Source organism: Pseudomonas sp. TE21435 (assembly GCF_056279265.1).
Window position 1 is genome coordinate 3,117,218 of the sequence record NZ_JBWBQZ010000001.1, and the last position, 20,310, is coordinate 3,137,527.

At 63.8% G+C, this 20,310-nt stretch carries 23 protein-coding genes; 1 reads left to right on the forward strand and 22 read right to left on the reverse strand.

Going from position 1 to position 20,310, the window contains the following annotated elements; translation table 11 throughout:
* Window positions 1-21 precede the first annotated feature (21 nt).
* The 16 genes from hisS to trmJ all read right to left on the reverse strand — a co-directional run bounded on the left by hisS (window position 22) and on the right by trmJ (window position 13,182).
* Entirely contained in the window at window positions 22-1,311 is a 1,290-nt protein-coding gene (hisS, locus tag ACZ9C1_RS14000; protein ID WP_102682072.1) for a histidine--tRNA ligase, read from the reverse strand.
* A gap of 24 nt (window positions 1,312-1,335) precedes the next feature.
* Complete coding sequence (gene ispG, locus ACZ9C1_RS14005) at window positions 1,336-2,445, reverse strand: flavodoxin-dependent (E)-4-hydroxy-3-methylbut-2-enyl-diphosphate synthase (RefSeq protein WP_023630055.1); 1,110 nt, start codon at window positions 2,443-2,445, stop codon at window positions 1,336-1,338.
* Window positions 2,446-2,448: 3 nt separating this feature from the next.
* The gene (locus ACZ9C1_RS14010) at window positions 2,449-3,483 is read right to left on the reverse strand and encodes a RodZ domain-containing protein (protein ID WP_457378163.1); all 1,035 of its coding nucleotides are present in this window, start codon (window positions 3,481-3,483) and stop codon (window positions 2,449-2,451) included.
* Window positions 3,480-4,241 (reverse strand): type IV pilus biogenesis/stability protein PilW, encoded by a 762-nt coding sequence (gene pilW / locus ACZ9C1_RS14015; RefSeq protein ID WP_198754929.1) that lies wholly within the window; start codon window positions 4,239-4,241, stop codon window positions 3,480-3,482. Before pilW ends, ACZ9C1_RS14010 begins: the two co-directional genes overlap by 4 nt.
* A 14-nt stretch (window positions 4,242-4,255) precedes the next feature.
* A complete protein-coding gene (gene rlmN / locus ACZ9C1_RS14020; protein WP_102682075.1) occupies window positions 4,256-5,398 on the reverse strand; it encodes a dual-specificity RNA methyltransferase RlmN in 1,143 nt (380 codons plus the stop codon).
* A gap of 28 nt (window positions 5,399-5,426) precedes the next feature.
* Window positions 5,427-5,852 (reverse strand): nucleoside-diphosphate kinase, encoded by a 426-nt coding sequence (gene ndk, locus ACZ9C1_RS14025; RefSeq protein WP_023630072.1) that lies wholly within the window; start codon window positions 5,850-5,852, stop codon window positions 5,427-5,429.
* A gap of 89 nt (window positions 5,853-5,941) precedes the next feature.
* Window positions 5,942-6,142 (reverse strand): Fe-S cluster assembly protein IscX, encoded by a 201-nt coding sequence (iscX, locus tag ACZ9C1_RS14030; protein WP_102682076.1) that lies wholly within the window; start codon window positions 6,140-6,142, stop codon window positions 5,942-5,944.
* A gap of 10 nt (window positions 6,143-6,152) precedes the next feature.
* On the reverse strand, window positions 6,153-6,494 hold the full coding sequence (fdx, locus tag ACZ9C1_RS14035; protein ID WP_046854253.1) for an ISC system 2Fe-2S type ferredoxin: 342 nt from the start codon (window positions 6,492-6,494) through the stop codon (window positions 6,153-6,155).
* 3 nt (window positions 6,495-6,497) lie between these two features.
* Window positions 6,498-8,360, reverse strand: coding sequence for a Fe-S protein assembly chaperone HscA (gene hscA / locus ACZ9C1_RS14040; RefSeq protein WP_102682077.1), 1,863 nt, complete (start codon window positions 8,358-8,360; stop codon window positions 6,498-6,500).
* A 43-nt stretch (window positions 8,361-8,403) separates the two neighbouring features.
* Window positions 8,404-8,925 (reverse strand): co-chaperone HscB, encoded by a 522-nt coding sequence (gene hscB / locus ACZ9C1_RS14045; RefSeq protein WP_031315121.1) that lies wholly within the window; start codon window positions 8,923-8,925, stop codon window positions 8,404-8,406.
* 8 nt (window positions 8,926-8,933) lie between these two features.
* Complete coding sequence (gene iscA, locus ACZ9C1_RS14050) at window positions 8,934-9,257, reverse strand: iron-sulfur cluster assembly protein IscA (protein WP_023630636.1); 324 nt, start codon at window positions 9,255-9,257, stop codon at window positions 8,934-8,936.
* Window positions 9,258-9,282: 25 nt separating this feature from the next.
* Window positions 9,283-9,669 (reverse strand): Fe-S cluster assembly scaffold IscU, encoded by a 387-nt coding sequence (iscU, locus tag ACZ9C1_RS14055; RefSeq protein ID WP_023630637.1) that lies wholly within the window; start codon window positions 9,667-9,669, stop codon window positions 9,283-9,285.
* A gap of 46 nt (window positions 9,670-9,715) precedes the next feature.
* Window positions 9,716-10,930 carry an IscS subfamily cysteine desulfurase gene (locus ACZ9C1_RS14060; protein WP_023630638.1) on the reverse strand — a complete coding sequence of 405 codons (1,215 nt, stop codon included), beginning with the start codon at window positions 10,928-10,930 and terminating at the stop codon, window positions 9,716-9,718.
* Between the two features lie 44 nt (window positions 10,931-10,974).
* A complete protein-coding gene (gene iscR / locus ACZ9C1_RS14065; RefSeq protein WP_023630639.1) occupies window positions 10,975-11,466 on the reverse strand; it encodes a Fe-S cluster assembly transcriptional regulator IscR in 492 nt (163 codons plus the stop codon).
* 168 nt (window positions 11,467-11,634) lie between these two features.
* Entirely contained in the window at window positions 11,635-12,423 is a 789-nt protein-coding gene (cysE, locus tag ACZ9C1_RS14070; RefSeq protein ID WP_102682079.1) for a serine O-acetyltransferase, read from the reverse strand.
* A gap of 3 nt (window positions 12,424-12,426) precedes the next feature.
* On the reverse strand, window positions 12,427-13,182 hold the full coding sequence (gene trmJ / locus ACZ9C1_RS14075) for a tRNA (cytosine(32)/uridine(32)-2'-O)-methyltransferase TrmJ (protein ID WP_102682080.1): 756 nt from the start codon (window positions 13,180-13,182) through the stop codon (window positions 12,427-12,429).
* Window positions 13,183-13,333: 151 nt separating this feature from the next.
* Between trmJ and suhB the strand changes: the two genes are divergently transcribed.
* Entirely contained in the window at window positions 13,334-14,152 is an 819-nt protein-coding gene (gene suhB / locus ACZ9C1_RS14080; protein ID WP_046854248.1) for a type III secretion system regulator SuhB, read from the forward strand.
* A gap of 67 nt (window positions 14,153-14,219) precedes the next feature.
* Here suhB and ACZ9C1_RS14085 read toward each other — a convergent pair whose 3' ends face one another.
* From ACZ9C1_RS14085 to queA, 6 genes are all read right to left on the reverse strand, one after another.
* On the reverse strand, window positions 14,220-14,768 hold the full coding sequence (locus tag ACZ9C1_RS14085) for a glycine zipper 2TM domain-containing protein (RefSeq protein ID WP_476254083.1): 549 nt from the start codon (window positions 14,766-14,768) through the stop codon (window positions 14,220-14,222).
* Window positions 14,769-14,889: 121 nt separating this feature from the next.
* The gene (gene secF, locus ACZ9C1_RS14090) at window positions 14,890-15,798 is read right to left on the reverse strand and encodes a protein translocase subunit SecF (RefSeq protein ID WP_046854246.1); all 909 of its coding nucleotides are present in this window, start codon (window positions 15,796-15,798) and stop codon (window positions 14,890-14,892) included.
* Between the two features lie 10 nt (window positions 15,799-15,808).
* Window positions 15,809-17,671, reverse strand: coding sequence for a protein translocase subunit SecD (gene secD, locus ACZ9C1_RS14095; protein WP_476254084.1), 1,863 nt, complete (start codon window positions 17,669-17,671; stop codon window positions 15,809-15,811).
* Between the two features lie 64 nt (window positions 17,672-17,735).
* Window positions 17,736-18,071, reverse strand: coding sequence for a preprotein translocase subunit YajC (gene yajC / locus ACZ9C1_RS14100; protein ID WP_023629280.1), 336 nt, complete (start codon window positions 18,069-18,071; stop codon window positions 17,736-17,738).
* A gap of 42 nt (window positions 18,072-18,113) precedes the next feature.
* Window positions 18,114-19,229 carry a tRNA guanosine(34) transglycosylase Tgt gene (gene tgt / locus ACZ9C1_RS14105; RefSeq protein ID WP_023629281.1) on the reverse strand — a complete coding sequence of 372 codons (1,116 nt, stop codon included), beginning with the start codon at window positions 19,227-19,229 and terminating at the stop codon, window positions 18,114-18,116.
* 14 nt (window positions 19,230-19,243) lie between these two features.
* Window positions 19,244-20,293, reverse strand: coding sequence for a tRNA preQ1(34) S-adenosylmethionine ribosyltransferase-isomerase QueA (gene queA / locus ACZ9C1_RS14110; protein ID WP_102682086.1), 1,050 nt, complete (start codon window positions 20,291-20,293; stop codon window positions 19,244-19,246).
* Window positions 20,294-20,310 lie beyond the last annotated feature (17 nt).

Here is a 20,310-nt window from a genome sequence, read left to right on the forward strand (position 1 = left end):
CCTATTCGTTGTCGGACCGCGTCACGCCTGGGCGATCGCGGTTTCCAGGTGCGCAGCAAGCGCATCCCAGGCAATGTTCTGTTGTTCGCCCTGGCCGCGCAGGGGCTTCACGCCAATCTCTTGCTTGGCCAGCTCGTCGTCGCCGAGGATCAGGGCGAACAGCGCGCCGCTCTTGTCGGCCTTCTTGAACTGGCTCTTGAAGCTGCCGCCACCGGCATTGACCGCCAGGCGCAGGTTCGGCTGGAGGTCGCGCAGGCTTTCGCTCAGGCGCAGGCCGGCCAACTCCGCCTGTTCGCCAAAGGCGCACAGGTAGACGTCGATGGTACGGCTGATCGACTCGGGCACCTTGCCCAGGGTCTCCAGCAGCAGGATCAGACGCTCGATGCCCATGGCAAAACCGACGCCCGGGGTGGGCTTGCCGCCCATCTGCTCGACCAGGCCGTCATAACGGCCACCGGCGCAGACGGTGCCCTGGGCGCCGAGCTTGTCGGTGACCCACTCGAACACGGTCTTGCTGTAGTAGTCCAGGCCGCGGACCAGCTTGGTGTTGATCACGAACGGAATACCGGCGGCGTCCAGGCGGGCCTTCAGGCCCTCGAAGTGCACGCGGGACTCTTCGTCCAGGTAGTCTTCGAGCTTCGGTGCGCCAACCAGTACCGCCTGGGTGTTCTGGTCCTTGCTGTCGAGGATGCGCAGCGGGTTGCTCTTCAAGCGGCGCTGGCTGTCTTCATCCAGTTGTTCGAGGCGAGCCGACAGGTACTCGACCAGCGCATCGCGGTAACGCGCGCGGGCTGCGCTGGTGCCCAGGCTGTTGAGCTGCAGCTCGACCGCATCCTGGATACCCAGCAAGCCCCACAGACGCCACGTCAGCATGATGAGTTCGGCGTCGACGTCCGGGCCGTCGAGGTTGAACACCTCCACGCCGATCTGGTGGAACTGGCGGTAGCGGCCTTTCTGCGGCCGCTCGTGGCGGAACATCTGGCCGATGTACCAGAGCTTCTGCACCTGGCCGTTGCCGGTAATGCCGTGCTCGAGCACGGCACGCACGCAGGCGGCGGTGCCTTCGGGGCGCAGGGTGAGCGAGTCGCCGTTGCGGTCCTCGAAGGTGTACATCTCCTTCTCGACGATATCGGTGACTTCACCGATCGAGCGCTTGAACAGCTCGGTGAACTCGACGATCGGCGTGCGGATCTGGCTGTAGCCGTAGCTGTCCAGCAAGCCGGCCACGGTGCCCTCGAAGTAGCGCCACAGCGGCGACTGGTCGGGCAGGATGTCGTTCATGCCACGGATGGCTTGCAGCGATTTGCTCACGAATAGTCCTTACGAATCTGTGTATCAGCCGCGGGCGATCAGCGCCGCGTCGGCCTCGGCCTTCTCGGCCGCTTTCTGGCGGATGAGCTTTTCCAGCTCGTCGACCAGGTTGTCGTTGTTCAGCTTCTGCGATGGCTTGCCGTCGATATACACCAGGTTCGGCGTGCCGCCGGTCAGGCCCACGTGCGACTCCTTGGCCTCGCCCGGGCCGTTGACCACGCAACCGATCACCGCCACGTCCAGCGGCACCAGCAGGTCCTCCAGGCGCCCTTCCAGTTCGTTCATGGTCTTGACCACATCGAAGTTCTGCCGCGAGCAGCTCGGGCAGGCGATGAAGTTGATGCCACGGGAACGCAGGTGCAGCGACTTGAGGATGTCGTAGCCGACCTTCACTTCCTCGACCGGATCGGCCGCCAGGGAAATGCGGATGGTGTCACCGATGCCTTCGGCCAGCAGCATACCTAGGCCGACGGCGGATTTCACCGTCCCCGAGCGCAGGCCGCCGGCTTCGGTGATGCCTAAGTGCAGCGGCTGGATGATCTGCCTGGCCAGCAGGCGGTAGGCTTCGACGGCCATGAACACGTCGGAGGCCTTGACGCTGACCTTGAAGTCCTGGAAATCCAGGCGGTCAAGGTGCTCGACATGGCGCAGGGCCGACTCGACCAGCGCCGCCGGGGTCGGCTCGCCGTACTTCTTCTGCAGGTCCTTTTCCAGGGAGCCTGCGTTGACGCCGATGCGGATCGGGATGCCACGGTCGCGGGCGGCATCGACCACGGCGCGCACACGGTCTTCACGGCCGATGTTGCCCGGGTTGATGCGCAGGCAGTCGACGCCCAGTTCGGCCACGCGCAGAGCGATCTTGTAGTCGAAATGGATGTCGGCGACCAATGGCACGCTGACCAGTTTCTTGATTTTGCCGAACGCCTCGGCGGCGTCCATGTCCGGTACCGAGACACGGACGATGTCCACGCCGGCATCGACCAGGCGCTGGATCTGCGCCACGGTGGCGGCGACATCGTTGGTGTCGGTGTTGGTCATGCTCTGCACCGCGATGGGCGCATCACCACCCACCGGCACATTGCCGACCCAGATCTTGCGGGATTCGCGACGTTTGATCGGAGATTCGCCGTGCATGACTTACTGTCCCAACTTCAGGCGAGCGGTTTCGCCACTGGTGAACGGGGCGACATCGACCGCCTGGCCGTTGTAGCTCACCTGGGCGCCACGGGCGAAGCCCAGGCGCACCGCGAACGGTGGCTTGCCGGTCAGTTCCAGGCTGTCGCCCTTGCGCTTGATGGCGCTGAACAGCACCTTGCCGTTGCCGTCGGTGACCTGGGTCCAGCAATCGGCGGTGAATTGGATATGAACCTTGGCGCTGCCGGCCGGGGCCGGCGTGGCTTCAGCGACCGCAGCGGTGGCCGCGACGGCTGTGGTTGGCGCGGCGGGGGCAGGCGCGGCGGGGGTGACCACGGCAGGCGCGGCTGGCGCGACAACCGGTGCCACAGGCGCGGCGGCAGTCGGCGCGGCGCTGGTGGCTGGCGTTGCAGGTGCCACGGAGGCGACTGGCGCCTGGGCCTCGGCGACCGGTGTCTGCTCGGCGCTGTTCGGTTCCAGCGGCAGGGCCTGGCCTTCGGCCTGCTGGCCCTCGCTCACGGCCTGGTCTTCCGGCTCGTCCAGCGGGTGAATCTGCGTGGTGCCGTCGGCGCTCTCGACCTCGACGTGCTCCAGGGCGATCTTGGCCAGGTCCTTGCCGCGCAGGTTGCTCTGGTCCTGCCACCAGAAGAAACCGCCGCCGACCACGGCGACCAGCAGCAACAGGCTGACCACGCGCAGGATGTTGTGCGACAGGCGTACCGGCTCTTCGATACGGCCGAGCGCGTGCACCTCACTGCCTTTGGCATGGGTCCCGGTGATCTGGTCGAAGGCCTCGACCAGGGGCGCCTGGTCCATGTCCATCAGCTTGGCGTAGGCGCGGATGTAGCCACGGGCGAAGGTATGCCCGGGCAGCTTGTCGAAGGCGCCGTTTTCCAGGTTGTTCAGCGAAGATACCGTGAGGTTGAGCTTGCGAGCGACCTCGGCCTGGCTCCATTCGCGTTTTTCGCGGGCCTGGCGCAAGACGTCACCGGGGTTCTGGCGAGTCGCTGCTGCTACTTCAGTGTGCGCGGCTTTCATCGTTGCTCCGACAGGTATTGCTGATATTCCGGCGTACCGGGATAAAGTCGTTGTAATTGCTGGCCCAAGCGGGCCGCGGTGCCCTGCTCGTCAAGGGCAAGTGCCAGGCGATGGCCCAGCAGCAAGCTGCGGGCATTCTGGTCGCTCAGCTGGCTGAATCGATCGTAGTAATTCCGGGCCGGCACATAATGCCTGTTTTCGTAGGACAACTCAGCCATTTCGAGCAAAGCCTTCGGTTGCCGCTGATTCAGCCGAAGGGCCTTTTCCAGGTATTCGCGGGCCTGATCGCCCTGCCCCCGCTTCAAGGCGGTGAGCCCGAGGTTCTCGTAGACGCGCGAACGCTCAGGATACAGGGTATCGGCGGCAGCCTGGAGGAACATCGCGTGGGCTTCGTCGAAACGGCCCTGAGCATATAGGAAACTGCCGTAGTTGTTACGGATTCGCGAGTCATCCGGGCGGATGGCCAGGGCTTTGTCGAAATGTTCGCCGGCCAGGGCGGGCTCATCCTCGGCCTGGAACACCAGGGCGAGCGCGGCATGGGCATCGGCGTCGCGGGCATCGAGGGCCAGGGCCTTGGCCAGAGGGGCCTTGGCGCGCTCGGTCAAACCTTGTTGCAAATAACCCAAGCCCAACTGTACATAGGCCTGCCCCGCCGCCTCGCGCCCCTGGCGGTTGGCCAGGGGGTCGCCCGCGCCTCCGGACACGCAGCCGGCCAGCAGCGAAAGCGTCAGGATCGACAGCGCGATGCGCAGGCTCATGGGGCAGATGCTCGTCAGGGGCGCGCGGCGCTGTCTTGCGGCTCGTCGGCGGCCAACTGGCGCACCGCGATGTAGCGCTCGCTGCGGCGAGTGCGGTCGTTGACCTGGCCCACCAGCTGACCGCAGGCAGCGTCGATGTCGTCACCGCGGGTGGTGCGCGTGGTCACGTTGAAGCCGCCGTGGTGCAGCAGGTCCTGGAAGCGGCGGATGGCATTGTTGCTCGGCCGCTCGTAGCCGGAGTGCGGGAACGGGTTGAACGGGATCAGGTTGATCTTGCACGGCACATCACGCAGCAGCTCGATCATCTGCGCGGCGTGCTCGGGCTGGTCGTTGACGTCCTTGAGCAGGGTGTACTCGATGGTCAGCACACGCTTGCCGCCGAGGGTGGACATATAGCCCATGCACGACTCCAGCAGCATCTTCAGCGGGTACTTCTTGTTGATCGGCACCAGCTTGTTGCGCAGCTCGTCGTTCGGCGCGTGCAGCGACAGGGCCAGGGACACATCGATGTGCTTGGCCAGCTCGTCGATCATCGGCACCACGCCCGAGGTGGACAGGGTGACGCGCCGCTTGGAAATGCCATAGCCCAGATCTTCCATCATGATCTTCATGGCGGCGATGACATTATCGAAATTCAGCAAGGGCTCGCCCATGCCCATCATGACCACGTTGGTAATCGCGCGGTCGATCTTGGCCGGGACGGTCCCGAAGGATTTGTTCGCAAGCCACACCTGGCCGATCACTTCGGCGGCGGTGAGGTTGCTGTTGAAGCCTTGCTTGCCGGTGGAGCAGAAACTGCAGTCCAGGGCGCAGCCGGCTTGCGACGACACGCACAGCGTGCCGCGATCGTCGGTGGGGATGTAGACGGTCTCGACGCAGCTGCCGGAGGCAACGCGGATCACCCACTTGCGGGTGCCGTCGGCGGAAATGTCTTCGCTGACCACTTCCGGGCCCCGAATTTCGGCAACGGCCTCGAGCTTTTCGCGCAAGACCTTGCCGACGTTCGTCATGGCGGCGAAATCATCGACGCCAAAGTGGTGAATCCATTTCATCACCTGACCGGCACGGAAGCGCTTCTCCCCGATTGAGTCGAAGAACTGTTCCATTTCCGCCAGGGTAAGCCCCAGCAGGTTGATCTTGTCAGTCGATGTCGTCATGGATTCACCCTCACTCGTAAGCCTTCGCTTAGCGAGTGGTTACCTCGGTAGCAGCGAAGAAGTAAGCGATTTCGCGAGCGGCAGCGGCTTCGGAGTCCGAACCGTGAACAGCGTTGGCGTCGATCGACTCGGCGAAGTCAGCACGGATGGTGCCGGCAGCAGCTTCTTTAGGGTTGGTGGCGCCCATCAGCTCACGGTTGGCCAGAATGGCGTTTTCGCCTTCCAGAACCTGCACAACAACAGGGCCCGAAGTCATGAAGGCAACCAGGTCACCGAAGAAGCCGCGCTCTTTGTGCTCAGCGTAGAAGCCTTCGGCTTCGGCTTTGGACAGCTGCTTCATTTTCGAAGCGACGACGCGCAGGCCGGCTTTCTCGAAGCGAGTGGTGATCTCGCCGATGACGTTCTTGGCAACGGCGTCAGGCTTGATGATGGAGAAAGTACGTTGAACAGCCATGGAAAACTCCAGAATATTGAGTGTTGCGAAAAATTAAACCCGCGAATTATACGCGGGTTCCAGGGGATTGCCTAACCTGCAGCGTGCGCTCAGTCGGCTTCTTCGATCCAGGCCGCCTGGATGGCCTCGAGAACCTTCTCACCGCAACGCGACGGATCGTCATCGAATTCAGGCAGCGCCATCACCCAGGCGCGCAGATCGACGAAATTCACGTAATGAGGATCGACCTCAGGCTTGCTTTCCGCAAGCTGGATGGCGATCTCAAGTACATCAACCCATTTCAGACTCATGTACAAAACCTCAGTGCGGCGCTTCTGCGGCGTGGTTGAGCGAATACTTGGGGATCTCGATGGTGAGGTCCTCATCGCCGACGACCACCTGGCAACCCAGGCGCGACTGCGCCTCCAGGCCCCAGGCCTTGTCCAGCATGTCTTCCTCCAGCTCATCGGCCTCCTCAAGGGAGTCGAAGCCCTTGCGGATGATGCAATGGCAGGTGGTGCAGGCCTTGACGCCGCCGCAGGCGCTTTCCATCTCGATGTGATGGTCGTGGGCCAGTTCCAGGATATTGGTCCCGGACGGCACTTCCACGGTCAGCCCTTCGGGGCAGAACTTCTCATGCGGCAGGAATGTCACCAGCGGCATCGATTACTCCTCGATCTCATTCAGGTTGCGCCCGGCCAGTGCGGCTTTGACCGTCGAATCAAGGCGACGGGCGGCAAATGCATCGGTCACCTGCGACAGACGCTTGGTCTGTTGCTCGATGGCAGCGCCATCGGTGCCGCTCAGCAAATCACGTAGTTCCTGCATCTGGAATTCGATCGCTTCGCGCTCGTCGCTGCTGAGCAAGCGTTCGCCATCGGCGTCCAGGGCGCCCTGCACCGCTTCGAGCAGGCGCTCGGCGTCGACCTGGTGCTCGCGCAGTTGGCGCGCGTGCTTGTCGGAGCCGGCATGCTCGAACGAGTCCTTGAGCATGCGGGCGATCTCGCCGTCGGTCAGGCCATACGATGGCTTGACCTGAATGCTCGATTCCACGCCCGAACCCAGCTCGCGGGCCGCGACGCTGAGCAGGCCGTCGGCGTCGACCTGGAAGGTCACACGGATCTTCGCGGCACCGGCCACCATCGCCGGGATGCCGCGCAGCTCGAAGCGTGCCAGCGAGCGGCAATCGCTGATCAGCTCGCGCTCACCCTGCAGCACGTGGATCATCATGGCCGACTGGCCATCCTTGTAGGTGGTGAACTCCTGGGCGCGGGCCACCGGGATGGTGGTGTTGCGCGGGATCACCTTCTCCATCAGCCCGCCCATGGTCTCGAGGCCGAGCGACAGCGGGATGACGTCCAGCAGCAACAGCTCGCCGCCTTCGCGACGGTTGCCAGCCAGGGTATCAGCTTGGATCGCGGCACCAATGGCCACCACCTGGTCCGGGTCGATCGAGGTCAGCGGGGTACGGCCAAACAGTGCGCCGACCGCCTCGCGCACACGTGGCACGCGGGTCGAACCGCCGACCATGACCACCGCGCCGACTTCTTCGAGCTCGACGCCGCTGTCACGCACGGCACGACGGCAGGCCTTGAGGCTGCGGGCGACCAATGGCTCGATCATGGCGTCGAAAGCCACCCGGCTCAGCTCGCCCTGCCAGGCGCCGTGGCTGACACCGACCACATCGGCGTCGGTCAGGGCTTCCTTGGCCGCGCAGGCAGCCTGCAGCAGCTGGCGCTGGGTGGCCGGGTCGAGGTCGGAGGACAGCCCCGCCTGCTCGATAATCCAGCCGGCGATGGCGTGGTCGAAATCATCGCCGCCCAGGGCGGTATCGCCACCGGTGGCCAGCACCTCGAAGACACCGCCGGTCAGGCGCAGGATGGAAATATCAAAGGTACCGCCGCCCAGGTCGTAGATCGCCACCAGGCCTTCGGCATTCTGGTCCAGGCCATAGGCCACGGCCGCCGCAGTGGGCTCGTTGAGCAGGCGCAGGACGTTGAGGCCGGCCAGCTTGGCGGCATCCTTGGTCGCCTGGCGCTGGGCATCGTCGAAGTATGCCGGCACGGTGATCACCGCACCCACCAGCTCGCCGCCGAGGGTTTCCTCGGCGCGCTGGCGCAACACCTTGAGGATATCGGCCGACACTTCCACCGGGCTCTTCGGGCCCTGGACGGTGTCGATGAATGGCATGTGCGACTCGCCACCGACGAAACGGTACGGCAGTTGCTCGCCCAGCTGCTTGACGTCGGCCAGGCCGCGCCCCATCAGGCGCTTGACCGACAGGATGGTGTTCAATGGGTCGCTGGAGGCGGCATCGCGGGCAGCCTGGCCCACTTCATTGCGGCCTTCGAGATAACGCACGGCCGAGGGCAGGATCACCTGGCCCTGGTCATCGGGCAGCGGCTCGCTGCGCCCGCTGCGCACGGCGGCGACGAGAGAATTGGTGGTGCCCAGGTCGATGCCCACCGCCAGGCGGCGCTGGTGCGGTTGAGGGCTCTGACCGGGTTCGGCGATCTGCAGTAGGGCCATGCTTATCTGAGTACCTTAGGCGTCATCACGGGCGACGCCGGGGTTAATCGTCGAGGCGCTCTTCGAGTTGGCGCACTTCTTGGGCGAGCTTGTCGAGGAACTGCATGCGGCGCATCAGGCGCTCGGCCTTGTCGCGCTGGGCTGCATCGTCCCAACAGTCGGCGAAGTCATTGTTCAGTGCGTCCTGGGCACCCTTGAGGCGCTTCTTGAACACACCAACACCGTCAAGATCGGCTTCGTCCTGCAACTCTTCGAGCTCTTCGCGCCACTGCATCTGCTGCAACAGGAAGTCCGGGTCATGCACCGTGACTTCCTGAGGCACTTCGTGGCCACCGATGGCCAGCAGGTAACGGGCGCGACGCGGCGCGCTGCGCAAGGTCTGGTAGGCGTCGTTCAATGCTGCGGACTTTTCCAGGGCGACACGCTGCTCACGCTCGGAAGCGTCGGCGAAGCGGTCAGGGTGGACCTCACGGGCCAACTCGCGATAGCGAACGGCCAGTTTGTCGAGGTCCAGGCGGAAAGCCGGTTGCAGGTCGAACAGGGCGAAATGGCAAAGAGTACCCACAGCCAGCCTCAAACGTTGAAGCTTTCGCCGCAGCCACACTCACCGCGCACGTTGGGGTTGTTGAACTTGAAACCTTCGTTCAACCCTTCCTTGACGAAGTCCAGCTCGGTGCCATCGAGGTACACCAGGCTTTTCGGGTCGATGATGACCTTCACGCCATGGTTCTCGAACACCTGGTCTTCGGCGGCGAGCTCGTCGACGAACTCCAGCACGTAGGCCAGGCCCGAGCAGCCGGTGGTGCGCACGCCCAGGCGAATGCCCTCACCCTTGCCGCGCCCGTCGAGGGAGCGGCGAATGTGGTTGGCGGCGGCTTCTGTCATGCTGATAGCCATCGGAACTCCTTACCTCGCAGTCGACTTAGACCAAGCCTTTCTTCTGCTTGTAATCGCGAACAGCGGCCTTGATGGCATCTTCGGCGAGCACGGAGCAGTGGATCTTGACCGGCGGCAATGCCAGCTCTTCAGCCAGCTGGGTGTTCTTGATGGTCTCGGCCTCGTCCAAGGTCTTGCCCTTCATCCACTCGGTGGCGAGGGAGCTGGAGGCGATGGCCGAACCGCAACCGTAGGTCTTGAACTTGGCGTCTTCGATGACGCCCTGCTCGTTGACCTTGATCTGCAGGCGCATCACGTCACCGCAGGCCGGGGCGCCGACCATGCCGGTACCGACATCCGGATCGTCGGCGTTCATCTTGCCGACGTTGCGCGGGTTTTCGTAGTGGTCGATGACCTTTTCACTGTATGCCATGGTGCAATTCCTTCCTCATCAGGGAGCCGCTCTTGCCGGCGACTGCTTAGTGGGCGGCCCACTCGATCTTGGAGATGTCGACGCCGTCTTTGTACATGTCCCACAGCGGCGACAATTCGCGCAGCTTGTTCACGGCCTCGCAGACTTTCTGCGCGGCGTAGTCGACTTCTTCCTCGGTGGTGAAGCGACCGAAGGAGAAGCGGATCGAGCTGTGCGCCAGCTCGTCGTTGCGGCCCAGGGCGCGCAGGACGTAGGACGGCTCGAGCGAAGCGGAGGTGCAGGCCGAACCGGACGAAACAGCGATGTCCTTAAGCGACATCAGCAGCGACTCGCCTTCGACGTAGTTGAAGCTCAGGTTCAGGTTGTGCGGCACGCGCTGGGTCTGGCTGCCGTTGACGTACAGCTCTTCGAGGTCCGAGACCTGCTTGAAGAAGCGGTCGCTCAGGGCCTTGATGCGCACGTTTTCAGCGGCCATTTCCTGCTTGGCGATGGCGAAGGCTTCGCCCATGCCGACGATCTGGTGGGTCGGCAGGGTGCCCGAACGCATGCCGCGCTCATGGCCACCGCCGTGGATGATGGCTTCCAGGCGCACACGCGGCTTGCGGCTGACGTAAAGCGCGCCGATGCCTTTGGGGCCGTAGACCTTGTGCGCGGAGAACGACATCAGGTCGACCTTGAGCTTTTGCACGTCGATCTCGACCTTGCCGGCCGACTGCGCGGCGTCGACATGGAACAGTACACCGCGCGAACGGGTCAGTTCACCGATGGCGGCGATGTCGTTGATCGAGCCGACTTCGTTGTTCACGTGCATCAGCGAGACCAGGATGGTGTCGTCGCGCAGGACGGCTTCGACCATCGCCGGGGTGACGATGCCGTCTTCACCCGGCTCGAGGTAGGTGACCTCGAAACCTTCACGCTCGAGCTGGCGAGCGGTATCCAGGACCGCCTTGTGCTCGATCTTGGAGGTGATGATGTGCTTGCCCTTGGTCTGATAGAAGTGCGCCACGCCTTTGAGGGCGAGGTTGTCGGACTCGGTGGCACCGCTGGTCCAGACGATCTCGCGCGGGTCGGCGTTGATCAGTTCGGCGACCTGGCGGCGGCCGTTCTCGACTGCTTCCTCGGCTTTCCAGCCGAACACGTGGGAGCGCGAGGCCGGGTTACCGAAGTTCCCGTCAACCAGCAGGCACTCGGCCATCTTCTGGGCGACACGGGGATCGACCGGCGTGGTCGCGGAGTAATCGAGGTAGATCGGCAACTTCATTGAGTATCTCCTATCAGGCGGTGGCGTCGCTCGTCGCTGCAGTTTCAGTCGACGGCGGACGTCTCAATCTTGTCCAGCTGGGCGGTTCGGCCTGCGACGCGGCGCAGGTCCTGGCGCTGGGCGACTTCCTGCACCTCGCGGCGCATGACGAGGTCGGCCAGGCTGATGCCACTGAGGAATTCATGGATCTGCTGGCTCAGGTCACACCACAGGTGGTGAGTCAGGCAGGTATCACCGGCGTGGCAATCCCCCAGGCCCTGGCAACGGGTGGCATCGACCGATTCGTTGACCGCGTCGATGACCTGGGCCACCTGGATGGTTTCCATGCCTCGCGACAGCTGGTAGCCGCCGCCTGGGCCGCGAACGCTGGATACCAGGCTGCTGCGGCGCAGCTTGGCGAACAGCTGCTCCAGATAAGAGAGGGAAATGCCCTGGCGCTCGGAAATATCGGCCAAAGACACCGGCCCCTGCTGCGCGTGCAACGCCAGGTCAAGCATGGCGGTCACGGCGTATCGGCCTTTGGTAGTCAGTCGCATGGCGTATGGGTACCACGGGAGTTACAGGATGTGTGCGAGTATGCGATTCCCGAGCATTTAAGTCAACTATAAGACCTAGTGCTTTAGTCGGGTATGCATGCGGGAGGCGGCCGCGAGTGTAGCAGACAAGGGGCGCGAGCACACGCCCCTTGTATCGGGCCGGCGCAATCAATGCGACCGAGTGTCGCCCTGCTTCAGCTCGACGCAGGCCTCGGCGAAGTCGTCGTCGGGCAGCGCTGGCAGCTCCTTGGCGCAGTAGTCACTGCCCATCCGGGTCAGCGCGCCACACATGCCCTCCAGGCGCTCGTCGACGGCCTGCAGGTGGTCGAGCATCTGGCCGATGGCGCGCGCCACCGGGTCCGGCATGTCGCCACTGACGCCATAGGCGTCGAAGCCGATCTTCTCGGCCATGGCCTTGCGCTTGGCCTCGATGGCGTCATCCTCGGTCTTGACGATGATCCGCCCCGGGATGCCTACCGCCGTGGCGCCGGCCGGCACCGCCTTGGTAACCACCGCGTTGGAGCCGATCTTGGCCCCGGCGCCCACGGTGAACGGGCCCAGCACCTTGGCCCCGGCACCGACCACGACGCCGTTTTCCAGGGTCGGGTGACGCTTGCCCTTGTTCCAGCTGGTGCCCCCGAGGGTGACACCCTGGTAGAGGGTCACGTCGTCGCCGATCTCGGCGGTTTCGCCAATGACGATGCCCATGCCGTGATCGATGAAGAAGCGCCGGCCGATGGTCGCGCCCGGATGAATTTCGATACCGGTCAGCCAGCGGCCGAAGTTCGACACCAGGCGCGCCAGCCACTTGAAATCGCGCTTCCACAGGGCATTGCCCAGGCGGTGCAGCCAGATGGCGTGCATGCCCGGGTAGCAGGTCAACACCTCGAAGGCATTGCGCGCGGCGGGGTCACGATGGAAAACACTTTGAATATCTTCACGCAGACGCTCGAACATCGTTCAGTCCTTCCGTTTATGCGGCTCGCCCCGGACAACTTTCTGGGTCTCGGTGAGGATGCCGCGCAAAATGCTCATTTCCGTACGCTCGACCGAGCTGCGCCCATACAGCCGACGCATGCGCGGCATCAGGTGCTTGGGCTTGGCAGGGTCGAGGAAGCCGATGTCCACCAGGGTTTTTTCCAGGTGGTCATAAAACAGCTCCATTTCGTCCATGGTCGCCAGCTCATTGGCGTCCGCCTTCTCGACCTTGGGCGCCGCGTCCGGCACCGCCAACGAGGCCATGCGCACCTCGTAGGCGAGCACCTGGACCGCGGCGGCCAGATTCAGCGAGCTGAAGTCGGGATTGGAGGGAATGTGCACGTGGAAGTGACATCGCTGCAGTTCTTCGTTGGTCAGGCCGGCGTGTTCGCGACCGAACACCAGGGCGATTTCTTCGCCGGCCAGGGCGTGCTCCACCGCCTTGGTGCCGCACTCACGGGGACCGATCAGCGGCCAGGGAATGCTGCGCTCGCGGGCGCTGGTGCCCATGACCAGGCTGCAGCCGACCAGCGCCTGCTCGAGGCTGTCGACCACCTGGGCGCCGGCCAGCACGTCGTCGGCACCCGAGGCGCGCGCCGAGGCATCGGCGGCCGGGAATTCTTTCGGCTGCACCAGCACCAGGCGCGACAAGCCCATGTTCTTCATGGCACGCGCAGCGCCGCCGATGTTGCCGGGGTGGCTGGTATTGACCAGGACAACACGAATATTTTGCAGCAAGGTGTCGTGCTCTCGGATGCAGAAAAAGGAGGGTTCGATCTTACAGAACCGACCAGCGTAACGCCATGAAAGCAAATGTGACACTTCTGTCGTCAAAGATTTCTGCTAGAATGGCCGGCTTTCCTCTTTAACATCTCCAGGTGACCTTCCCATGCAGCCTATGCTGAATATCGCCCTGCGCGCCGCTCGCAGCGCCAGTGAACTGATTTTCCGCTCCATCGAACGCCTGGACAGCATCAAAGTCGACGAAAAGCAGGCCAAGGACTACGTGTCCGAGGTTGATCGCGCCGCCGAGAAGGTCATCGTCGAAGCCCTGCGCAAGGCCTACCCGAACCACTCCATCCAGGGCGAAGAAACTGGCCTGCACGCCGGCACCGGCGAGGAAGGCAAGGACTATCTGTGGATCATCGATCCGCTGGACGGCACCACCAACTTCCTGCGTGGCGTGCCGCACTTCGCTGTCAGCATCGCCTGCAAATACCGCGGCCGCCTCGAGCACGCCGTGATCGTCGATCCGGTTCGCCAGGAAGAATTCACCGCCAGCCGTGGCCGTGGCGCCCAGATCAATGGCCGTCGCCTGCGCGTCAGCTCGCGCACCAGCCTGGAAGGCGCCCTGCTGGGTACCGGTTTCCCGTTCCGTGACAGCCAGATGGCCGACCTGGACAACTACCTGGGCATGTTCCGCGCCCTGACTGGCCAGACCGCCGGCATCCGCCGCGCCGGTTCCGCCAGCCTGGACCTGGCCTATGTCGCCGCCGGCCGCTTCGACGCCTTCTGGGAGTCGGGCCTGTCCGAGTGGGACATGGCCGCAGGCGTGCTGCTGATCCAGGAAGCGGGCGGCCTGGTCAGCGACTTCAACGGTGGCCACGAATTCCTCGAGAAAGGCCACATCGTCGCGGGCAACATCAAGTGCTTCAAGGCCGTGCTGACTGCCATCCAGCCGCACCTGCCGGAACACATGAAGCGCTAAGCGCCGATTGCGAGCACAAAAAAAGCACCTCTCGAGGTGCTTTTTTCGTTTTGGCACTGAAGCAGCTTCACTGCCCCGGCTGGTTCTGACTCAGGATCAGCTTGCCGTTCTTGTCCAGCGGGATGGTCGAGCCCGGCTCATGATCCATCTTCACCTTGCCGACCTGTTCACCGATGGAATAGGTCACGTTGTAGCCCACGACCTTATCGCTGATGTCATTGACCGTGTTGCAACGGGTTTGCGTGGTGGTGTAGGTGTCACGCTCTTGCATGCCTTCCTGCACCTTGTTGCCGGCATAGCCGCCGCCGACCGCGCCGGCCACGGTGGCAATCTTCTTGCCGGTACCGCCGCCGATCTGGTTACCCAACAGGCCACCAGCGATGGCGCCGACCACCGTACCGGCGATCTGGTGCTGGTCCTTGACCGGCGCCTGGCGCGTCACGGTGACATCCTTGCAGACCTCGCGCGGCGTCTTCACCTGCTGCTTGATCGGCTGCACGTCGGTGACCTGGGCGTACTCAGGCCCCTTGTTCACCAAGCTGTAGGTCGCCACAGCACCTCCGGCAGTCACACCGACAGCACCCAGAACCGCACCCACCAGCATTGATTTGTTCACGTGAACCTCCTGATCGTACCCGCGGGCATATGGCCCGCCTTCTCCCAGCCTTGGAGCAAAAAAAAAGGCGCGAGTTCAACACTCGCGCCTTTCTTTACGCCGGACGGCGCAGGACGAAGCCTTACGGGCGCTCGTCCACACCCTCGGTCTTGACCGGCGGGATCAGGTCTTCGCTGCTCAGGTTCAGCCAGATCAGCACCACGTTGGCGATGTAGATCGACGAGTAGGTACCCGCCATGACACCGATGAACAGCGCCAGGGAGAAGCCGAACAGGTTGTCGCCGCCGAAGAACAGCAGCGCGGCGATCGCCAGCAGGGTCGATACCGAGGTGGCAATGGTGCGCAGCAAGGTCTGGGTGGTCGAGACGTTGATGTTCTCGATCAGCGAGGCCTTGCGCATCACGCGGAAGTTCTCGCGCACCCGGTCGAACACGACGATGGTGTCGTTGAGCGAGTAACCGATGATCGCCAGTACCGCCGCCAGCACCGTCAGGTCGAAGGTGATCTGGAAGAACGACAGGATACCCAGGGTCACCACCACGTCGTGGACCAGCGAGATGATCGCACCGACGGCGAACTTCCACTGGAAGCGGAAGGCCAGGTAGATAAGGATGCCGCCCAGGGCCAGGAGCATGCCCATGCCGCCCTGGTCGCGCAGTTCTTCACCGACCTGCGGGCCGACGAACTCGACACGCTTGACCGTGGCCGGGTTGTCGCCACCGGCCTTCTGCAGCGCCGCGGCCACCTTGTTGCCCAGTTGCGGGTCGTCGCCCGGCATGCGCACCAGCAGGTCGGTGGTGGCGCCGAAGCTCTGCACCACGGCCTCGTGGAAGCCGGAATCGACCAGCTCGGCACGCACGGCCTTGAGATCCGCCGGGCGCTCGTAGGTCAGCTCGATCAGCGTGCCGCCGGTGAAGTCCAGGCCGAAGTTCAGGCCCTTCTGCCACCAGCTGAACAGCGCCAGCACGGTGAGGAGCACGGTAATGGCGAACGCGACATTGCGCACGCCCATGAAGTTGATGGTTTTCATCGCAGCTCCCTCAAACCCACAGCTTCTTGATGTCACGCCCGCCGCAGGTCAGGTTGACCATTGCACGGGTCACCATGACGGCGGTGAACATCGAGGTGAAAATCCCGAGGGACATGGTGACCGCGAAGCCTTTGACCGAGCCGGTACCCATGGCGAACAGGATGCCGCCGACCAGCAGGCTGGTCAGGTTGGCGTCGATGATCGCGGTGTACGCACGGTTGAAGCCTTCGTGGATGGCGCGCTGCACCGACATGCCGGCTTTGAGCTCCTCGCGGATACGCGAGAAGATCAGCACGTTGGCGTCCACCGCCATACCCATGGTCAGCACGATACCGGCGATACCCGGCAGGGTCAGCGTGGCCCCCAGCAGCGACATCAGCGCCAGCAGCAGGACCATGTTGCCCGCCAGGGCCACGGTGGCGATCACGCCGAAGCCACGGTAGATGGCGATGATGAACAGCGAGACGAACAGCATGCCCCACAGGGACGCGTCGATACCCTTGGTGATGTTGTCGGCACCCAGGCTCGGGCCAATGGTACGTTCTTCGGCGAAGTACATAGGCGCGGCCAGACCACCGGCACGCAGCAGCAGGGCCAGCTCGGACGATTCGCCCTGGCCGTTCAGGCCGGTGATGCGGAACTGGCTGCCCAAAGGCGACTGGATGGTCGCCAGGCTGATGATCTTCTTCTCTTCCTTGAAGCTCTGTACGGCAACGTCCTTCTCGACGCCATCGACGGTCTGCTTCTCGTAGCGGGTGATCGGCTTCTGCTCGATGAAGATCACCGCCATGCTGCGGCCGACGTTGCTGCGCGTGGCGCGGCTCATCAGCTCGCCGCCATGGCCGTCGAGGCGAATGTTCACCTGCGGGCGACCGTGCTCGTCGAAGCTGGCCTGGGCGTCGGTGACCTGGTCACCGGTGATGATCAGGCCGCGCTCGACCGGAGCGGAGCGGCCGCCTTCGCGGAACTCGAACACCTCGGTGGTGGCCTTGGACGCGCCTGGCTCGGCGCCGAAGCGGAACTCCAGGTTGGCGGTCTTGCCGAGGATACGCTTGGCTTCGGCGGTGTCCTGCACGCCCGGCAGCTCGACCACGATGCGGTTGGCACCCTGGCGCTGCACCAGCGGCTCGGCCACGCCCAGCTCGTTCACACGGTTGCGGACGGTGGTCAGGTTCTGCTTGATGGAGTATTCGCGGATCTCGGCGACCTTGGCCTGGGTCAGTGCCAGGCGCAACACGGCGAGCTCGTTGCGCTCGGTGGTGGTCAGGTCGAAATCACTGAAATTCTTGCGGATCAGGCTGCGGGCCTGTTCGCGGGTAGCATCGTCGGCGAAGCCCAGCATGATCCCGCCGTCCTGCTGCGGCAGGCTGCGGTAGCGGACGCGCTCTTTGCGCAGCAAGGTCTTGACCTCGCCTTCGTAGACTTTCATGCGCGCGGTCATGGCCTTGTCCATGTCCACTTCCAGCAGGAAGTGCACACCACCGGACAGGTCCAGGCCGAGCTTCATCGGGCTGGCACCCAGGTTGCGCAGCCACTGCGGCGTGGTCTGGGCCAGGTTCAGGGCCACGACATAGTCGTCACCGAGAGCCTTGCGCGCCACATCCTTGGCCGGCAGCTGGTCTTCCTGGTTGGTCAGGCGCACCAGGGCACTGCCCTTCTCGCCCAGGCTGCCGCCTTTGACGGTGATGCCGGCATCGGTCAGCGCCTTGGTGACGCGATCGAGATCGGCCTGGCTGACATGCAGGGCGGAACTGGCGCCGCTGATCTGCACCGCCGGATCATCCGGGTAGAGGTTGGGTGCGGAATAAATGAAGCCGACCGCCAGTACCACCACGATCAGCAGGTATTTCCACAAAGGGTATTTGTTCAGCATCACGCCGCCCGTTCAAGACGCGGGGCGCTTTGCGCGCCCCGACTGGAAAAATGAAACCGGTAACTCAGATAGCCTTGAGCGTACCTTTTGGCAGGGTCGCGGCAATGGCGCCCTTCTGGAACTTCAGCTCGACATTGTCGGACACTTCCAGGACCACGAAGTCGTCGGCAACCTTGACGATCTTGCCGGCGATGCCACCGTTGGTGACAACTTCGTCACCTTTTTGCAGGTTGCTCAGCAGGTTCTTCTGCTCTTTGGCACGCTTGGCCTGCGGGCGCCAGATCATCAGGTAGAAGATGACCAGGAAGCCGACCAGGAAGATCCACTCGAAGCCGGTACCGGCTGGGCCGGCGGCGGGGGCTGCTGCGTCCGCGTAGGCGGCGGGGATAAAGAAGCTCATTGGGCTCTCCTAATGGAATTTTCTAATAATGATTGCGAACAGTCAGTCCAAAGGCGGAACGGGAAGCCCGCGCTTGGCGTAGAAGGCGTCGACAAAGGCGGCCAATTTACCCTGTTGAATAGCCTCGCGTAAACCGGCCATCAAGCGCTGGTAATGGCGCAAGTTGTGGATGGTATTCAGCATGCTGCTCAACATTTCGCCGCACTTGTCCAGGTGGTGCAGGTAGGCGCGGGAGAAGTTGGTGCAGGTGTAGCAATCGCAGGTCGGATCCAGCGGCGATTCATCGTGGCGATGGAACGCGTTGCGGATCTTGATCACCCCGGTATCGACGAACAGATGGCCGTTGCGCGCGTTGCGCGTGGGCATCACGCAGTCGAACATGTCGACGCCGCGGCGCACACCCTCTACAAGATCTTCCGGCTTGCCTACCCCCATAAGGTAACGAGGTTTGTCAGCCGGCATCTGCGCGGGCAGGTAGTCCAGCACCTTGATCATCTCGTGCTTGGGTTCGCCCACCGACAGGCCGCCGATGGCCAGGCCATCGAAGTCGATGTTGACCAGCGCTTCCAGCGAGCGCATGCGCAGGTCCTGGTACATGCCGCCCTGGACGATGCCGAACAGCGCCGCGGTGTTGTCGCCGTGGGCGTTCTTCGAGCGCTGGGCCCAGCGCAGCGACAGCTCCATCGAGGTGCGCGCCACGTCGTGCTCGGCCGGGTACGGCGTGCACTCGTCGAAGATCATCACGATGTCCGAGCCCAGGTCGCGCTGCACCTGCATGGACTCTTCCGGCCCCATGAACACCTTGGAACCGTCCACTGGCGATGCGAAGGTCACGCCTTCCTCCTTGATCTTGCGCATGGCGCCCAGGCTGAACACCTGGAAACCACCGGAATCAGTGAGGATAGGGCCTTTCCATTGCATGAAATCGTGCAGGCCGTTGTGTTTCTTGATGACCTCGGTGCCCGGGCGCAACCACAGGTGGAAGGTGTTGCCGAGGATGATCTCGGCGCCGATGGCCTCGATGTCACGCGGCAGCATGCCCTTGACCGTGCCATAGGTGCCCACCGGCATGAAGGCCGGGGTCTCGACCGTGCCACGGGGGAAGGTGAGCCGGCCGCGACGGGCCTTGCCGTCGGTGGCCAGCAGTTCGAACGACATTCGACAGGTGCGACTCATGCTTGATCCTCTGGGCCGCGTGGCGCCGGATTGCGGGTGATGAACATGGCATCACCGTAACTGAAGAAGCGGTAACCGTTTGCGACCGCCGCCGCATAAGCGGCCATGGTCTCCGGGTAACCGGCGAAGGCCGAGACCAGCATCAGCAGCGTGGACTCCGGCAGGTGGAAGTTGGTGACCAGGCAATCGACCACATGGAACGGCCGGCCGGGGAAGATGAAGATGTCGGTGTCGCCGCTGAACGCCTTGAGCTCGCCATCGCGCGCCGCGCTCTCCAGCGAACGCACGCTGGTGGTGCCCACGGCGATCACCCGCCCGCCACGGGCGCGGCAGGCCTGCACGGCATCGACCACATCCTGGCCCACTTCGAGCCACTCTTTATGCATGGTGTGGTCTTCGATCTTGTCGACCCGCACCGGCTGGAAGGTGCCCGCCCCTACGTGCAGGGTGACGAAGGCGCGCTCGACGCCCTTGGCGGCGATCTTTTCCAGCAGCGCCTCGTCGAAGTGCAGGCCGGCGGTGGGCGCGGCCACGGCGCCGGCGCGCTGAGCGTAGACGGTCTGGTAGCGCTCGCGGTCGGCGCCCTCGTCGGGGCGGTCGATATACGGCGGCAGCGGCATATGGCCGACGCGCTCGAGCAGCGGCAGCACCTCTTCGCTGAAACGCAGCTCGAACAGCGTGTCGTGGCGGGCGACCATCTCGGCCTCGCCACCGCCGTCGATGAGGATCTGCGCGCCTTCCTTAGGCGCCTTGCTGGCACGCACATGGGCCAGCACGCGGTGGCTGTCGAGCACGCGCTCGACCAGCACTTCCAGCTTGCCGCCGGAGGCTTTCTGGCCGAACAGCCGCGCCGGGATCACCCGGGTGTTGTTGAACACCATCAGGTCACCGGGACGCAGGTAGTCGAGCAGGTCGGTGAACTGCTTGTGGGCCAGTTCGCCGCTGGGGCCGTCGAGCACCAGCAGGCGGCTGCCATGACGCTCGGCCAGTGGATGGCGGGCAATCAGGGAATCGGGGAGTTCGAAGGAAAAATCGGCGACGCGCATGATGATGTTCGGGTTCG

What these genes read in the sequence shown, in the direction of transcription:
- ispG (WP_023630055.1), bottom strand. Translation starts at nt 2,445, where the DNA reads ATGCACGGCGAATCTCCGATCAAACGTCGCGAATCCCGCAAGATCTGG.
- ACZ9C1_RS14010 (WP_457378163.1), bottom strand. Translation starts at nt 3,483, where the DNA reads ATGAAAGCCGCGCACACTGAAGTAGCAGCAGCGACTCGCCAGAACCCC.
- pilW (WP_198754929.1), bottom strand. Translation starts at nt 4,241, where the DNA reads ATGAGCCTGCGCATCGCGCTGTCGATCCTGACGCTTTCGCTGCTGGCC.
- rlmN (WP_102682075.1), bottom strand. Translation starts at nt 5,398, where the DNA reads ATGACGACATCGACTGACAAGATCAACCTGCTGGGGCTTACCCTGGCG.
- ndk (WP_023630072.1), bottom strand. Translation starts at nt 5,852, where the DNA reads ATGGCTGTTCAACGTACTTTCTCCATCATCAAGCCTGACGCCGTTGCC.
- iscX (WP_102682076.1), bottom strand. Translation starts at nt 6,142, where the DNA reads ATGAGTCTGAAATGGGTTGATGTACTTGAGATCGCCATCCAGCTTGCG.
- fdx (WP_046854253.1), bottom strand. Translation starts at nt 6,494, where the DNA reads ATGCCGCTGGTGACATTCCTGCCGCATGAGAAGTTCTGCCCCGAAGGG.
- hscA (WP_102682077.1), bottom strand. Translation starts at nt 8,360, where the DNA reads ATGGCCCTACTGCAGATCGCCGAACCCGGTCAGAGCCCTCAACCGCAC.
- iscA (WP_023630636.1), bottom strand. Translation starts at nt 9,257, where the DNA reads ATGGCTATCAGCATGACAGAAGCCGCCGCCAACCACATTCGCCGCTCC.
- iscU (WP_023630637.1), bottom strand. Translation starts at nt 9,669, where the DNA reads ATGGCATACAGTGAAAAGGTCATCGACCACTACGAAAACCCGCGCAAC.
- ACZ9C1_RS14060 (WP_023630638.1), bottom strand. Translation starts at nt 10,930, where the DNA reads ATGAAGTTGCCGATCTACCTCGATTACTCCGCGACCACGCCGGTCGAT.
- iscR (WP_023630639.1), bottom strand. Translation starts at nt 11,466, where the DNA reads ATGCGACTGACTACCAAAGGCCGATACGCCGTGACCGCCATGCTTGAC.
- cysE (WP_102682079.1), bottom strand. Translation starts at nt 12,423, where the DNA reads ATGTTCGAGCGTCTGCGTGAAGATATTCAAAGTGTTTTCCATCGTGAC.
- suhB (WP_046854248.1), top strand. Translation starts at nt 13,334, where the DNA reads ATGCAGCCTATGCTGAATATCGCCCTGCGCGCCGCTCGCAGCGCCAGT.
- secF (WP_046854246.1), bottom strand. Translation starts at nt 15,798, where the DNA reads ATGAAAACCATCAACTTCATGGGCGTGCGCAATGTCGCGTTCGCCATT.
- secD (WP_476254084.1), bottom strand. Translation starts at nt 17,671, where the DNA reads ATGCTGAACAAATACCCTTTGTGGAAATACCTGCTGATCGTGGTGGTA.
- yajC (WP_023629280.1), bottom strand. Translation starts at nt 18,071, where the DNA reads ATGAGCTTCTTTATCCCCGCCGCCTACGCGGACGCAGCAGCCCCCGCC.
- tgt (WP_023629281.1), bottom strand. Translation starts at nt 19,229, where the DNA reads ATGTCGTTCGAACTGCTGGCCACCGACGGCAAGGCCCGTCGCGGCCGG.
- queA (WP_102682086.1), bottom strand. Translation starts at nt 20,293, where the DNA reads ATGCGCGTCGCCGATTTTTCCTTCGAACTCCCCGATTCCCTGATTGCC.